This window comes from Ruminococcus bicirculans (ex Wegman et al. 2014) (genome assembly GCF_000723465.1).
GTDB classification, from domain to species: Bacteria; Bacillota; Clostridia; order Oscillospirales; family Ruminococcaceae; genus Hominimerdicola; species Hominimerdicola aceti.
Genome location: NZ_HF545617.1, coordinates 399,695 through 413,338, shown reverse-complemented (window position 1 = coordinate 413,338; position 13,644 = coordinate 399,695). Strand labels below are relative to the sequence as shown.

The 13,644-nt window shown below is 45.0% G+C and carries 15 protein-coding genes; 7 read left to right on the top strand and 8 right to left on the bottom strand.

What is annotated here, in order from left to right:
• Positions 1 to 30 precede the first annotated feature (30 nt).
• Entirely contained in the window at positions 31 to 717 is a 687-nt protein-coding gene (gene sfsA, locus RBI_RS12305; RefSeq protein ID WP_041337400.1) for a DNA/RNA nuclease SfsA, read from the bottom strand.
• 222 nt (positions 718 to 939) lie between these two features.
• Here sfsA and RBI_RS12300 point away from each other — a divergent pair, with 222 nt between their 5' ends.
• The 6 genes from RBI_RS12300 to dnaJ all read left to right on the top strand — a co-directional run bounded on the left by RBI_RS12300 (position 940) and on the right by dnaJ (position 7,679).
• Positions 940 to 1,764 carry a hypothetical protein gene (locus RBI_RS12300; RefSeq protein ID WP_041337399.1) on the top strand — a complete coding sequence of 275 codons (825 nt, stop codon included), beginning with the start codon at positions 940 to 942 and terminating at the stop codon, positions 1,762 to 1,764.
• Between the two features lie 29 nt (positions 1,765 to 1,793).
• Positions 1,794 to 2,558 (top strand): hypothetical protein, encoded by a 765-nt coding sequence (locus RBI_RS12295; protein ID WP_041337398.1) that lies wholly within the window; start codon positions 1,794 to 1,796, stop codon positions 2,556 to 2,558.
• A 250-nt stretch (positions 2,559 to 2,808) separates the two neighbouring features.
• The gene (gene hrcA, locus RBI_RS12290) at positions 2,809 to 3,837 is read left to right on the top strand and encodes a heat-inducible transcriptional repressor HrcA (RefSeq protein WP_041337397.1); all 1,029 of its coding nucleotides are present in this window, start codon (positions 2,809 to 2,811) and stop codon (positions 3,835 to 3,837) included.
• A gap of 22 nt (positions 3,838 to 3,859) precedes the next feature.
• The gene (gene grpE, locus RBI_RS12285; RefSeq protein ID WP_022287715.1) at positions 3,860 to 4,432 is read left to right on the top strand and encodes a nucleotide exchange factor GrpE; all 573 of its coding nucleotides are present in this window, start codon (positions 3,860 to 3,862) and stop codon (positions 4,430 to 4,432) included.
• Between the two features lie 63 nt (positions 4,433 to 4,495).
• Positions 4,496 to 6,370: a molecular chaperone DnaK gene (gene dnaK / locus RBI_RS12280; protein ID WP_041337396.1), complete on the top strand. Its 1,875-nt coding sequence runs from the start codon at positions 4,496 to 4,498 to the stop codon at positions 6,368 to 6,370.
• Between the two features lie 157 nt (positions 6,371 to 6,527).
• Complete coding sequence (dnaJ, locus tag RBI_RS12275; RefSeq protein WP_041337735.1) at positions 6,528 to 7,679, top strand: molecular chaperone DnaJ; 1,152 nt, start codon at positions 6,528 to 6,530, stop codon at positions 7,677 to 7,679.
• A gap of 88 nt (positions 7,680 to 7,767) precedes the next feature.
• Here the strand turns inward: dnaJ and RBI_RS12270 are convergent, their stop codons facing one another.
• The 5 genes from RBI_RS12270 to RBI_RS12255 all read right to left on the bottom strand — a co-directional run bounded on the left by RBI_RS12270 (position 7,768) and on the right by RBI_RS12255 (position 10,659).
• On the bottom strand, positions 7,768 to 8,139 hold the full coding sequence (locus RBI_RS12270; protein ID WP_022287718.1) for a metal-dependent transcriptional regulator: 372 nt from the start codon (positions 8,137 to 8,139) through the stop codon (positions 7,768 to 7,770).
• Between the two features lie 184 nt (positions 8,140 to 8,323).
• Positions 8,324 to 8,476, bottom strand: coding sequence for a hypothetical protein (locus RBI_RS14850; RefSeq protein ID WP_022287719.1), 153 nt, complete (start codon positions 8,474 to 8,476; stop codon positions 8,324 to 8,326).
• A 113-nt stretch (positions 8,477 to 8,589) separates the two neighbouring features.
• A complete protein-coding gene (locus RBI_RS12265) occupies positions 8,590 to 9,165 on the bottom strand; it encodes a M15 family metallopeptidase (RefSeq protein ID WP_022287720.1) in 576 nt (191 codons plus the stop codon).
• Between the two features lie 502 nt (positions 9,166 to 9,667).
• Positions 9,668 to 10,399, bottom strand: coding sequence for an elongation factor P 5-aminopentanone reductase (gene ymfI, locus RBI_RS12260; RefSeq protein ID WP_041337394.1), 732 nt, complete (start codon positions 10,397 to 10,399; stop codon positions 9,668 to 9,670).
• A 65-nt stretch (positions 10,400 to 10,464) separates the two neighbouring features.
• Positions 10,465 to 10,659, bottom strand: a complete 195-nt coding sequence (locus RBI_RS12255) for a hypothetical protein (RefSeq protein WP_022287722.1) — start codon at positions 10,657 to 10,659, stop codon at positions 10,465 to 10,467.
• A 139-nt stretch (positions 10,660 to 10,798) separates the two neighbouring features.
• Between RBI_RS12255 and RBI_RS12250 the strand changes: the two genes are divergently transcribed.
• A complete protein-coding gene (locus RBI_RS12250) occupies positions 10,799 to 11,347 on the top strand; it encodes a hypothetical protein (RefSeq protein WP_041337392.1) in 549 nt (182 codons plus the stop codon).
• 90 nt (positions 11,348 to 11,437) lie between these two features.
• On the opposite strand, the gene RBI_RS12245 is transcribed toward RBI_RS12250, so the two are convergent.
• Together RBI_RS12245 and RBI_RS12240 are read right to left on the bottom strand one after the other, a co-directional pair.
• On the bottom strand, positions 11,438 to 12,910 hold the full coding sequence (locus tag RBI_RS12245; protein ID WP_041337391.1) for a hypothetical protein: 1,473 nt from the start codon (positions 12,908 to 12,910) through the stop codon (positions 11,438 to 11,440).
• The gene (locus RBI_RS12240; RefSeq protein WP_041337390.1) at positions 12,907 to 13,467 is read right to left on the bottom strand and encodes an RNA polymerase sigma factor; all 561 of its coding nucleotides are present in this window, start codon (positions 13,465 to 13,467) and stop codon (positions 12,907 to 12,909) included. Before RBI_RS12240 ends, RBI_RS12245 begins: the two co-directional genes overlap by 4 nt.
• Between the last annotated feature and the right edge of the window lie 177 nt (positions 13,468 to 13,644).

Genomic DNA, 13,644 nt, shown 5'->3' with positions numbered 1-13,644 from the left:
TATAATGTATATGCAGGACGAGCCGTCATATTACCTGCCCAGCTTCACCTTAACAGGCTTGCCCACTGTCATAGAGTCATGGGTCACGTTGCAGTCATAGCATAGTATCTTCACGCCCTTTCGGGAAGCTTTCTCCAAAGCCTCTCCGAACTCAGGGTGAGTGTCATAATTTGGAGTGAAATATTTCACATCGCTCATCTGAACGAGTATCATTATATAAGACTCATACCCCTCATCAAGGCAGTGAGAAAGCTCATCTATATGCTTCACACCACGGATGGTAGGAGCGTCAGGGAAAAGCACAACGCCGTCTTTCTCCAGCGTACAGCCCTTGACCTCCATGAAGATCTTCCTATCCTGCGACTCTAAGTAAAAATCAAAACGTGAGTTGCCGTATTTCTTTTCGGGATAGACCGAGAAGCCCTCGCCAAAAGGCATTTTTTCTCTCAGCCACTCCCCTACCGCCTTATTCGGGGCTTGGCTGTCCATGTTTATGAGCCTGTCACCTTTTTCCACTGCAACAAGGTCAAAAGCGGTCTTTCTCGATTCGCTGTCTGAATGTTCAAGCCAAACAGTACACCCCTCGATCAAAAGCTCTTTGCATCTGCCCGTATTTTTCACATGGCAGACCTCGGCTTTGCCGTCTATCTCAACGTTGGCGATAAACCGGTTCGGTCTTGACAGAAATTTGCCCTTATGTATATTATCGTATCTCATAATTCGCTCCTTTTATTCTTACTATTCACATTATACCACAAATATGTTTGATTATAAATACCTAAATCAAGCATTCTTAGCTTTGTTGATTTGTGGTTCGATACGAAAAGGGAAAAATATTTCACAAAATCTATTGACGTTATTTGTGAAATATGTTATAGTTTTGAGTATAGGTTATATAACAATAATAATTTATTAAAATTTTAGAAAGAGGTATTTATAATGAAAAAAATAACTGCACTTCTCGTTTCACTTATAATGTCATGCGCAGTAATGGCAGGCTGTTCTGACAGCAGTTCTTCAAGCTCATCAAAAGCAGACAGCACATCAAAGGCAGAAACAAGCACAGCCGCTGACGAGTCAACTGCTTCAGAAGCAGGCACAGCCACAGATCTCGAGGATACTCTCACAGCGCAGTATACAAAAAAGATTCAGGGCGAGAGCCTTGCTATCGACATGACAGTGGCAAGCGAATATGACAATTCATCAGCTGTTGTTGAGATAGCAGGCGGCAATATGCACATGAAAATGAACTTTATGGGCGTGGATATGGACATCTATAATATCGACGGAGTTATGTACACACTTGACAGCGAGTCAAAAACGTATTACACTGTTGATATGGAAGAATCTATCGACGACTTCAAGAGCGAAATAGGCTACGGCATTAACGACAGCTACAAGTTCATAAGCTCTGAAACAACTGACGACGGTCTTATCTGCGAAACTTTTGAAAACACAGAAGATCCTGGCATCGAGCTTGAATCAGGCGTAACTCTCGACACAAGCGATTCTGACGATTATTCTTTCACAACAACATTCAAGTATTACTTCAATGCTGACACAAAGGATATTGTTAAGATAGAAACTATCTCTGACGGCTCAACTACTACTGTTACAGTAAACTCATTCACAACTGAAAACGTTGAAGTCAAGCTCCCTGACGATTTTGACAGTTGGACAGAGCAGTCTTTCGATATGAGCACTGACGATATCCCTTATGACGCTGAACTCGATGTTGAGTCAGGCGCTGAGTCAGCCGAGTAATCCTTGTCATTTTTCGGAGGCAAAATATTATGAACAAGAAAATGGTAACTATTATTGCAGCTTTGGCAATGTGTACAGCAATGGCAGGCTGCACTGGGAGCTATACTGCAAGCTCTTCAAAGGCTGAAACAACTACTACAACAACGGCTGCCGCAGAATCTACCGCTCCTGCTGAAAGCACAGAAGACGAAAGCACAGCTGACGAAAGCACAGCTGACAGCACTTCCACAAACGCAGGCACGACAGATTATGACGTTGACGGCGATTTCAGGGCTTTTGAACAGCTGAAAGACAAGTATGAGGGCAACTATCTTGCGAACCTTACAGGTCAGATGTCAAACAACGGCACAAAGTATACTATCTGCATAAAGGACGGCAAGGCTTATCAGGCACTCACAGTTCAGGGCATGAAGTCATACACAGTTTGCCCTGGCGACGGAAAGCTTTACAACGTTTCAGAAGGCACGACCACCTACAGCATTGAGGACGACGACGGAAATCAGTGGAAGTCAGCCGACATACTTTTCGGTGCGACCCTCGATTTCGACCACGCATATATTGACACAACAACAAACGTTGTTCACGAGTATTATAAACTCGACAGCAGTGTTTCAGGCGGTGAGGGTCAGATAGTTTACGGCTTTGACGGCGCTACATATGACCTTAAGCAGGTAGTTCTGCTCCCAGATGGTGCTGACGAATCAAGTGCAGTTTACTTCACTGTAGATTCCATAGGCGAAGCAGACGACAGCCTGCTTGCTGTTCCTGATCTTTCTGCTTATACAAAAGAATAATTTTATCTGATCTTTTTCCAACATCGGGCGGACAGACCACTGCGGTCTGCCCGCTTTTTGCATTTTCAGCAAAGTGTTGTGCAATATGACGGAAAAGAACTTCAAATATTTTTGAAATTTGTGAGAAAAATAGTCTTAAACCTCTTGACAAAATCGTCAAAAGGGTATAAACTATACTTAGCACTCGAGAAGAAAGAGTGCTAACACTTAAATACAATAAGTGCTAACAAGAAGAACGGGTGGTGAGCAAATGGACGACCGCAAGCTGAAAATACTTTCAGCGGTAGTCAATGAATATATCGTAACAGGCGAGCCTGTAGGCTCAAAGGCGATAATGGCTCACGTCAAAGCGTCCTCAGCGACCATAAGAAATGAAATGGCAGAGCTTGAGAAGCAAGGCTATCTCGAACAGCCACACACCTCCGCAGGCAGAATACCAACATATAAGGGCTACAGGCTTTATGTTGACCAGCTCATGGAGCAAAACCAGCTTACAGCAAATGAAAAGAAAATGCTGGATTCAATGATACCGCAGGAATATGTCACAGAGGAAGACCTTGTGAACAAGGCTTCAATGGCATTGGCGGATCTTACGAAATGTGCGGCGGTGGTCGCAAACGCAACGCCAAAGTTCTCGCTTATCTCAAAGGTAGAGGTAATACCTACAGGAAAGAGAATGTACGTTATTTTGATGATAACGTCCAACGGCTCTATAAAGAATAAGGTTTGCCGATTGGAGTTCGACCTCAGTCAGGATCAGCTTGAGTTTTTTGATAACTTCATAAAGGAAAATCTCAACGGCGTGCCTATCGACAGTCTTTCGGACGCTTATCTTGAAAAGCTCACAGAAGCAATGGGAACGTACATGATGACCCTTTCACCGCTTGTTTCCGAGATAATGAAGATGACAAAGGAAATGAGCAGCGTGTCTATCAAAGGTCAGAGTAATCTTCTCACCTGCAAGGACTTCAACCAAAATGAGATAATAAGCTTTCTCGATAATCAGAAGGAGCTTAAAGGATTTATTGACGAAACGTTCTCAGGGCTTCACGTTATGTTCTCCCCTGAGCGTGACGGGTTTGTTATCCACAACTCCTCTATTATAACAGCTCCGTTCTCAAAGGACGGCAAAACAGCAGGTGCTCTGGGGCTTATAGGACCTATGAGGCTCGACTATGCGAAGTTTATCCCATATCTCGAGTATTTCACAGGAAAGATATCGGAAATGATATCCGAAAAGCCACAAGAGCAAAACAAAGAAGATGACGAAAACGAATAAAAAGAAAGGCAGGCGGCGTAAATTGAGTAAGGAAACTGAAAAGGACACTGAGCTTGAAAAAGAGGAAAACACCTCTGCTGAAAGCGAAGAAGTGAAAGAAGCGGCGGATACCGCAGAAAATGCCACTGAGGATACAGAGAAAAAGGCAGAGGAGAGCGAAACAGAAAAGCTGAAAAAAGAGCTTGCCGAAGCAAATGACAAGTATCTCAGACTTATGGCTGAATATGATAATTTCAGAAAAAGAAGCGCAAAGGAAAGACTGGAGCTTACAGACACAGCAAAGGGAAATGTGATAAATGGCTTCCTGCCGGTGTTTGACAACTTTGAAAGAGCGTTAGGCACAGAAACTCAGGACGCAGTTTATAAACAGGGTGTTGAAATGATCTTCAATCAGTTCAGCGACGCTCTGAAAAAACTCAACGTTGAGGTCATGGAGCTTGCAGGCAAGGAATTTGACCCGAACGTTGCAACGGCTGTAAGCACAGTTGACGACCCTGACCTCGGTGAAAATATTGTGGCGCAGGTGCTTCAAAACGGCTACACCATAGGCGGCAAGGTAATAAGACACGCAATGGTAATAGTAGCAAACCCATAAACAAAGACATCGGGACTTAAGGTCTTGATATAAATTAAGTAAATTTTGAAAGGACTTGATCTTATGAGCAAAATCATCGGTATAGATTTAGGTACAACAAACTCTTGTGTAGCAGTTATGGAGGGCGGCGAAGCCGTTGTTATCCCTAACAGTGAGGGTGCAAGAACAACTCCGTCAGTAGTTGGCGTTTCAAAGAACGGCGACAGACTTATCGGTCAGGTAGCAAAAAGACAGGCTGTTACAAACTATGACAACACTGTAATTTCTATCAAGAGACATATGGGCTCTGACTACAAGGCTCACATGGGCGGCAAGGATTACACTCCACAGGAAATTTCAGCTATGATACTTCAGAAGCTGAAAGCTGACGCTGAGGCTTATCTGGGCGAAAAGGTAACAGAAGCTGTTATCACAGTTCCTGCATACTTCACAGACGCACAAAGACAGGCTACTAAGGACGCAGGTCAGATCGCAGGTCTGACAGTAAAGAGAATCATCAATGAGCCAACAGCCGCTGCACTTTCTTACGGTATTGATAAGGAAGAGGATCAGAAGGTCATGGTTTATGACCTGGGCGGCGGTACATTCGATGTATCTATCATCGAAATGGGCGACGGTGTTACAGAAGTTCTTGCCACAGCAGGTAACAACCACCTGGGCGGCGACGACTTCGACCAGAGAATTATCGACTGGATGATCGCAGAGTTCAAGAAGACTGAGGGAGTTGACCTCTCAGGCGATAAAATGGCAATGCAGAGACTTAAGGAAGCTGCTGAGAAGGCTAAGATAGAGCTTTCATCTACTGCATCATCAACTATCTCTCTCCCATTCATCACAGCAGACGCTACAGGTCCAAAGCACCTTGAAATGACACTTACACAGGCTAAGTTCAACGAAATGACAGCAGACCTTGTTGAGTCAACAATGGGACCAGTTCGTCAGGCACTTTCAGATTCTGGTCTGTCAGCTAACGACCTTCAGAAAGTCCTTATGGTCGGTGGTTCTTCAAGAATACCAGCCGTTCAGGAAGCTGTTAAGAAATTCCTTGGCAAAGAGCCATTCAAGGGCATCAACCCAGATGAGTGCGTAGCACTTGGTGCTGCATATCAGGGCGGCGTACTTGCAGGCGATGTTAAGGACGGTCTGCTCCTCCTCGATGTAACTCCACTGTCACTTGGTCTTGAAACAATGGGCGGTATCTGCACAAAGATCATCGAGAGAAACACAACTATACCTACAAAGAAGTCACAGATATTCTCAACTGCCGCTGATAATCAGTCAGCTGTTGATATCAACGTACTTCAGGGTGAGCGTGAGTTCGCTAAGGACAACAAACAGCTCGGTATGTTCAGACTTGACGGAATCGCTCCTGCTCCAAGAGGTGTTCCACAGATCGAGGTAACATTCGATATCGACGCTAACGGTATTGTACACGTTTCCGCTAAGGATCTTGGCACAGGCAAGGAGCAGAACATCACGATCACTTCTTCAACAAATATGTCTAAGGACGATATAGATAAGGCTGTCAAGGAAGCTGAGGCATATGCAGCAGAGGACGCTAAGAAGAAAGAGGACGTTGACGCAAGAAACGCTGCTGATCAGCTTTGCTTCCAGGCTGAAAAGTCACTGGGCGAGTTCGGTGACAAGGTAGACGCTGCTGACAAGTCAGCTTGTCAGGCTAAGATAGACGCTCTTAAGGAAGCCCTCAAGGGTACTGATATCGAGGCTATCAAGGCTAAGCACAAGGAGCTTGAGGAAACATTCCAGGGCGTTGCAACTAAGGTATATCAGCAGGCTGCACAGGCACAGCAGGCAGCAGGCGGTGCCGCAGGCTTTGACCCTAACAACATGGGCGGAGCAAATGGCGGCAGCAACGGCGGCGCTTCAAACAACGGTGGCGACGACGTTATAGACGCTGAATTTACTGACGCAGAATAAATCATAACGGCTGCCTCTGCTCCGATTTTTCGAGCAGGGGCTATTGCCGTATTAAAAGGCTGTGTGAAAAGCGTGAAAGGACTATACTTACAAAAAGGAGGCAAGCCCATGCCCCAAGACTTTCACGATCTGCAGCTTACAGAGCATGGGCGTTTATATGGCTGAAAAAAGAGATTACTATGAAGTGCTTGGCGTTTCTAAAACTGCCACAGACGATGAATTAAAAAAGGCATTCCGTAAGCTTGCAAAGCAGTATCACCCTGACCTTCACCCTGGCGACAAAGAGTGCGAGGAGAAGTTCAAGGAAGTAAATGAGGCTTATGAGGTGCTTTCAGATAAAGATAAAAGAGCAAGATATGACCAGTTTGGTCACGCAGGCGTAGACCCGAACTACGGCGCAGGCGGTGGAGCAGGTGCAGGAGGCTTCGGCGGATTTGGCGATATGGGCGATATTTTCGATTCCATTTTCGGTGGATTTGGCGGAGGCTTCGGTGGCGGACGTTCTGCTAACCCTAACGCACCAAGACGTGGCGAGGATATAAGAGCGAACGTTGTTCTTGACTTCATGGAAGCCTGCAAGGGCAAGACCGTGAAAATTCGCATAAACAGAGCCGAAAAATGTCCTGACTGTCACGGCACAGGCGCAGCCGCAGGTTCTTCGCCTAAGACCTGTCCTGACTGCCACGGCACTGGTACAGTAAGGATAACACAGAGAACGCCTTTCGGAAACATCGCTCAGACCACGACTTGCAGTCGCTGTGGCGGTAAGGGTCAGATAATCGACAACCCTTGCCATACCTGCAACGGTCAAGGCAGAGTAAAGAAGGTATCTGAAAAGGAGATAAACGTTCCTGCTGGCATCGACGATGGTCAGACACTTAGAGTAGGCGGTGAGGGCAACTGCGGTATAAACGGAGGTCCTAACGGCGACCTGCACATCAACATTACAGTTCGACCTGACCCTATTTTCGAGCGTGACGGCTATGACGTGTGGACAGAGATACCGCTTACTTATGCACAGGCTACTCTCGGTGACGAGATAACAGTTCCTACAGTTGACGGCAAGGTAAAATACACAGTGCCAGAGGGTACACAGACAGGCACAGTGTTCCGCCTGAGAGGTAAGGGCATAAAGAAGGTAAACAGAAACGACCACGGCGACCACTACGTTCGTGTAACAGTTGAAGTTCCACGCAATCTGACCAAAGAGCAGAAAGAAAAGCTCCGTGACTACGAAAAGTCCCTCGGTGAAAAGAACTACGCAAAGCGCAAAACATTCTTTGACAAGCTCAAAGACAAATTCAAATAACAGAAAAAGGAGAACGGCACAAAGCTGTTCTCCTTTTTGGTTTGCAATAAAAAATGCCGCAGGAAGACCCACGGCAATTATCATCTTATCAAGCCATACCTGTGTGCTTTTTGATAGCCGCAAAGGACTCCGCACTGATAACGTGTTCCATACGGCAAGCGTCCTCTACTGCAACTTTCTCGTCAACACCAAGCTTTATGAGCCACTGTGAAAGCAACGTATGACGCTCATACATTTTCTCGGCTATCTCCAAGCCCTTGTCTGTCAAACGAATATAACCGTCCTTGTCGACAGTTATATAGCCGTTCTCACGGAGATTTTTCATTGCCACACTTACGCTCGGCTTTGAAAACTCAAGTTCGTTTACTATATCTATGCTTCTTACCTCGCCTTTGCCCTTGCGCTGGCTGAGAATAAGTATCGTTTCGAGATAATTTTCAGCTGATTCTCTTATCTGCATTATAACGTCCCTCCCTAGAACAAGTTTGTCATCAGGTCATTACGACTATTATATCACATTTCAAACCGCATTTCAAGTGCAAGCACGCTTTTTCAGCGATTTTGATAAACTTTACATCAATGAATTGTGTTGATATACAAAGGCACTGCTCACAAAAAGCAGTGCCTTTAAAGCTGTCTGTTATTTACTGTATACCGCACTCCTCATAGTCTTTCCACTTTTCGGCATGCTCCTTATCCTCAAAATATTTGTATACAAAAAGCGCAGTTGACGCAACAACAAGTATCATCGCACCCATTAAAGTCCAGAACGACTTTTTTCTTGAATAGTTTGACATAACAAAACTTCCTTTCTTTCGCAATAGCATACAAAAACTTGCGGCTATCGCTCATAGCTTTGTTATAATTATACTACACAATGCTCTTTCTGTCAATTATTTTCACAGGATTTTCAGATATATTTTTCCGAGTAAAAGTGCAGAAATTCCTCAAGGCAAAGCCCGCCTGCGGCAATGATACGAGCGGCTTCAACGCCCACATAACGATAATGCCACGGCTCAAAATCAATGCCGGTCATCTGCTCTTTAAGGCGAGGATAGCGAAGGATAAAGCCGAAATCTGCGGCATTTGCACAAAGCCACCGTGATTCAGGCGTCTTGTAAAAATCGTCGCTCACATCATTGTCACCCTCTCTGCCGAGATCCACAGCAAGCCCGGTGTTGTGTTCGCTTGACCCGGGGAGAGCGAGAGTTCTGCCCACCTTTTCCACAGCCTTTTCATAACTCAGACCGCCCCACATTTCGTGAGATACTTCACGCTCCCAAAGCATCTGCTGATATTCAAAAGAGCGATAGGCGGAAATAATTTTCAGCTTTATGCCGTCAGCTTCCGCCTTTTTGAGCAGAAGCCTGAGCCTATTTCCTGCCTGAGATTCCATAAACTTGCCGTTCACCTCTGTCAACTCCACACGATCGTAAAATCCCATATCTATGGGATTGAATTTATCCACAAGCATAAGATAATCCATATACTGACCTCCTTGTCCTGATGGGGAGAAATGTTTTAACTTAGTATATGCAGATGTGTGTGGAGAGTATACACGGCGAAGCTAAATGAGGAGTGAGGAGTGAGGAATTAGCATAGCTGACCAAAGTTGTGCACAAGCACCAAGCGTAGCGATTTTGCGGCACAACAAACCTGCCAGAATAATCTGTAGGGGCGAACATCGTTCGCCCGTTCTCAGAACTTGTAGAAATTCAGAATTGTAGGGGCTTGGCTCAATTTCGGTTTCACCGAAATGCGACAGCCCGATATTTCTCGCCCGTTGAATTGTTGAAAAATATCACACAATGTCACCCCAAAAATAATTTGACATCAAGGATATGGCAACCACAGCATTACTCCTCCGAGCGGGACGTCGCATTTCTGCAAAGCAGAAATTGCATCGCTCCCCTACACATTTCAAAAAGCGGTGCAAAATTACATCATATCACAAATTGCAGCGTAAAATGCCCGTCATGGCGAGTGACCTATATCCAGCACCCGTCAACTCTGACGACCTGCCCGTGAATGTAATCTGCTCCCTCTGAGCTGAGAAAACGAACAACATTCGCCACATCTCTCGGCTTGCCAATCCTGCCTGCCGGTATGTCATCAACTATCACACGAACATCTTCCTCCGTCAGCTCACCGTTCATTTTCGTGTCTATCATTCCGCAGGATACGCAGTTCACTCTTATGCCGCTTATGGCAACTTCCCTCGCCAAAGCCTTTGTGAAGCCTATAAGCCCAGCCTTTGCCGCAGAGTATGCAACCTCGCAGGAAGCTCCCTTCTCGCCCCATACGGAGGTTATGTTTATCACGTTTCCACTGTGCTCCCTTATCATCTCAGGAAGCACCGCCCTGCTCATACGCATTACGCCAAGCAGATTCACGTTCATCATCTCGCATAGCTTCTCGTCAGTCATGTCAGTAAAAAGCTCTATATCCGCTGTGCCTGCGTTGTTTACAAGAAGCGTAACAAAGCCCAAACTGTCCCTGACTTCCGCCACGCATTTATCTATACTGTCCTTGTCGCCAATGTCGCAGTAAAAAACCTCTGCACATAAGCCACGCTCTTTAAGCTCAGATACCAAAGCTTCCGCCGCCGCCCTGCAATTCTTGTAGCATACAGCCACCTGCCAGCCGTCCTCAGCAAGCACCCTGCATATCTCCGAGCCTATCCCGCCAGAGCCACCTGTTACCAATGCTGTCTTTTTCATAAAAATACCCCCCGCAGATCATGATATACTGTAATTATATCACACCTGCGGAGGTTTTTCAACGGCTACTTTTCGTTCTCGTCTACCCATTTTCTCGCCCAGCCTGCATTCTGCTCCTGACGATTGTATACTCTGCCGTTTGGCGCAGTGTAATTGTCCGTCACAACATATTCCTGACCTGCCGAGATAACGTCATGGGGCTTGTATACCTTTGTGCCGTCTGAAGCCTGCGGGAAACGACTCTTGTCACGCTTTTTCATGGCTATCACTCTCCTTTTTATGTTATTATCCTGCCCGAAGCTTTTGTGATTATCAGATGAAAAATCTGCATAACAGTTGAAAATATCACGATAACGTGGTATAATTATCTTATACTATTTTTTTATCGGGAGTATTAAAATGGAAAAATACAACAAACAAAAAGCTATACTCACCGCACTGCTGAAATGGGTGGAAACAGAGTTCTTCGGAATTTTCGTATTTCTCTTTTTTATCGCAGTTGCAAAGCCTTTCGGTGCATTGGCAAATATAATTTTCGGTCTTACAGGACTTCTCACAGTGGTCTGCCTTATGGCTGACTTTGGTCTGAAACAGGGAGAGGAAGCCAGAAATAAGGTCACCTTCCACGGTGAAAAGGATTGCCCTAACTATGGCTTCACACTTGGTCTTATTGCAAGCATACCATGCTACATAACAATGATACTGCTGATGATATCAAAATTCAGCGGTTCGTTTAACTTCATGCCTGCCTATAAGCTTCTCGACGCCTGCTTCTATCCTCTTATAGATTGGGCTGCCCACTCTGCCGACGTGAAAGATATGTCCCCGTTTGTTTTCATCATGACCGCCATATTCCCTCTACTCTATCCATTTGCCACATGGATAGGCTTCAAAATATCCTACAAGCAGATAGACGTAAAAGAGCGTGTGGTCTACAAGCACAAATAAAATCAAGCCTGCCGTATCAGTCCGATACGACAGGCTTTTATCTTTTTATCGAAAAAAACTTAGTTCTCCACTACACATTAAACTATTTCATTACTGAAAATCTATCTCTATATCTTTTAGCGTCACATAGTTTACTCCATTGCAGTTTTTATCGCTTGCAGTGTTTGCGATAAGCGTTATCTTTGCCGTGCCTTTCACATAGTCGGCACCAATATCCGTCTTGTAGTCATACGTGTAGCTCTCTCCGGCTTTGAGCAAAGTGTTCATGGTGTTTCTGTCGCCATTTTCGCCATAGCTCGTGGAATTGCCCTTACTGTCCTCTGTGGTGATATACTGGTCAGTCGTGAAGTCAAGCACCATGTCCTTGTCCCAGTTGTTTGTGTAGGTAATATGGCTTATGAACTCGCCTCCGCTTACCTCATAGGAGTATTTCGCCGTGAGCCTGCCGTCCTTTGTTGTAAAGGTATTGTCCCCAACGTCCTCAAAATAGTCGATATATCCAATATCAACTTCGTCGGCCATATCAGAATCGTCCTTGGCGACAGAAGTCACTGCTTTCTCACTAGGGTCAACATCGCCAGCGACCTCAGCGTTTTTCTTTTCGTCAGTGTATTCGCAGTTCTCATTGAGCCAGTTTTCAAGCTTTTCTGCCTTTTCACCGCCTATATCAAATTTTAATATATCTCCTGCAAAAAGCTGAACATACAGATCTCCGTTAGCAGTAAAATAAGCCGTACCGTTGACGTCAAGTCTTTCTACATAGAAACTTATTGTTATTCCGCCCTCAATGTAATATTCATCATCATTTGTTACCGACAAATTAATATCAGGGTCGCTCTCATAAGCATCTCCCTCATAGACCGCATTGTATGAACCATTATCGTCCTTTAACAGGTCAAGCAGCTTTGAGATGTCGGTATTAGTATACTTTCTGAGCCTGCCCATTCCTGCGTCATTGTAAGCATAGTCCACACGAGCCGTTTTTTCAAGACTTACGTCATTTATTATGTCATCAAGGGTCATATCGGTCTTGCAATCAGGTGAGTATTTCCAATCATCATACCACGCCACAGAGCCGTCATCAAAGACCACCGCCAGATAAACGCTTGGTGACAAGTCCTTTATTGAATAAATATCCGCTTTTGTTGTTTCCTTTTTGTTTGTCTCATAGTTTTCCGTTTCAAGAGTCATGGTGGTGAGCTTGCTGTCAAGAAAAGACTTATCAACATGTCCCATTGAAACATATTCCACATCGTTATATTCAAACGTCTCATATTTTGCATTCATTGCATATTCGTCCCAAGGAACTCTATATGACACTGTTGCTTCCTCGTCTGCCATCTGCTGGTCAGCCGCAGACTTTGCCTTTATATCTTTGTCCGATCTGCCTGCAAACATCATAACACCCGTCGCCGCAGCGATAACACCGCAGGCCGCCACAGCCGCCCACTTTGTCCATATGGTTTTTATCTTTATGCCGCTGCCGCTCTGTCTGCATTCTTCAATGTAATGCTCGTCAGCATTTTCCAAAGCCTTGAAAATATCCTCTCCTGTTGTTTTCATAAAAGAACTCCCTCCTTTTCAAGCAAAGCCTTTAACTTATTTCTGCTTCTGAAAAGGCTCGCCTTAACTGTGTTCAGGTTCATAGCATACTTTTTTGATATCTCTTTTATAGGCGTTGCAAACCAATATCGCTGGAGAAATATATTTCTGTCTCTCTCCTGCAACTCGCCAAGAAATTCGTTTATAAGCCCCTCAAGATGTCTGCCGTCGCAAAGACTCTCGGTGGTGTCATTGTCAGGTATGCACTCGTCAAGCTCCTCCAGGACCGCCGCTATCTCACCTTTTCCACGCTTTGCGGCCTTTGACGCACGATATCTGTCAAATGCGATATTTCTTGTTATCCGCCCGAAAAATGCCGACAGCATTCTGGGTTTCTGTGGTGGAATGGAGTTCCATGCCCTGAGCCAAGTTTCGTTCACGCACTCCTCCGTGTCCTCCCTGACTCCAAGAATATTGTAGCCCACAGAATAACAGTATCCGCCGTATTTTATATCCGATTGTGAAATAGCCTGCTGATCTCTGCTTTCATAAAGCTCGATTATCTTGCTGTCCTCCATTTTCCGCCCCCCTATACAATATACTTCATTGAAAGTCCTTTCACCTATAATGACGAGATGTCCGCCAAAAGGTTTTATGAAAACGCAAAATAATTATAACATATGATAAAAAATTATGCAACAAAAAACGACGTCCCACATCACTATGGAAACGCCGTTTATAGGAAGAATGATTTT

Bases quoted from the DNA above. Each gene is read 5' to 3' on its own strand.
- sfsA (WP_041337400.1), bottom strand. From the start codon at position 717: ATGAGATACGATAATATACATAAGGGCAAATTTCTGTCAAGACCGAAC.
- RBI_RS12300 (WP_041337399.1), top strand. From the start codon at position 940: ATGAAAAAAATAACTGCACTTCTCGTTTCACTTATAATGTCATGCGCA.
- RBI_RS12295 (WP_041337398.1), top strand. From the start codon at position 1,794: ATGAACAAGAAAATGGTAACTATTATTGCAGCTTTGGCAATGTGTACA.
- hrcA (WP_041337397.1), top strand. From the start codon at position 2,809: ATGGACGACCGCAAGCTGAAAATACTTTCAGCGGTAGTCAATGAATAT.
- dnaK (WP_041337396.1), top strand. From the start codon at position 4,496: ATGAGCAAAATCATCGGTATAGATTTAGGTACAACAAACTCTTGTGTA.
- dnaJ (WP_041337735.1), top strand. From the start codon at position 6,528: ATGGCTGAAAAAAGAGATTACTATGAAGTGCTTGGCGTTTCTAAAACT.
- RBI_RS12270 (WP_022287718.1), bottom strand. From the start codon at position 8,139: ATGCAGATAAGAGAATCAGCTGAAAATTATCTCGAAACGATACTTATT.
- RBI_RS14850 (WP_022287719.1), bottom strand. From the start codon at position 8,476: ATGTCAAACTATTCAAGAAAAAAGTCGTTCTGGACTTTAATGGGTGCG.
- RBI_RS12265 (WP_022287720.1), bottom strand. From the start codon at position 9,165: ATGGATTATCTTATGCTTGTGGATAAATTCAATCCCATAGATATGGGA.
- ymfI (WP_041337394.1), bottom strand. From the start codon at position 10,399: ATGAAAAAGACAGCATTGGTAACAGGTGGCTCTGGCGGGATAGGCTCG.
- RBI_RS12255 (WP_022287722.1), bottom strand. From the start codon at position 10,659: ATGAAAAAGCGTGACAAGAGTCGTTTCCCGCAGGCTTCAGACGGCACA.
- RBI_RS12250 (WP_041337392.1), top strand. From the start codon at position 10,799: ATGGAAAAATACAACAAACAAAAAGCTATACTCACCGCACTGCTGAAA.
- RBI_RS12245 (WP_041337391.1), bottom strand. From the start codon at position 12,910: ATGAAAACAACAGGAGAGGATATTTTCAAGGCTTTGGAAAATGCTGAC.
- RBI_RS12240 (WP_041337390.1), bottom strand. From the start codon at position 13,467: ATGGAGGACAGCAAGATAATCGAGCTTTATGAAAGCAGAGATCAGCAG.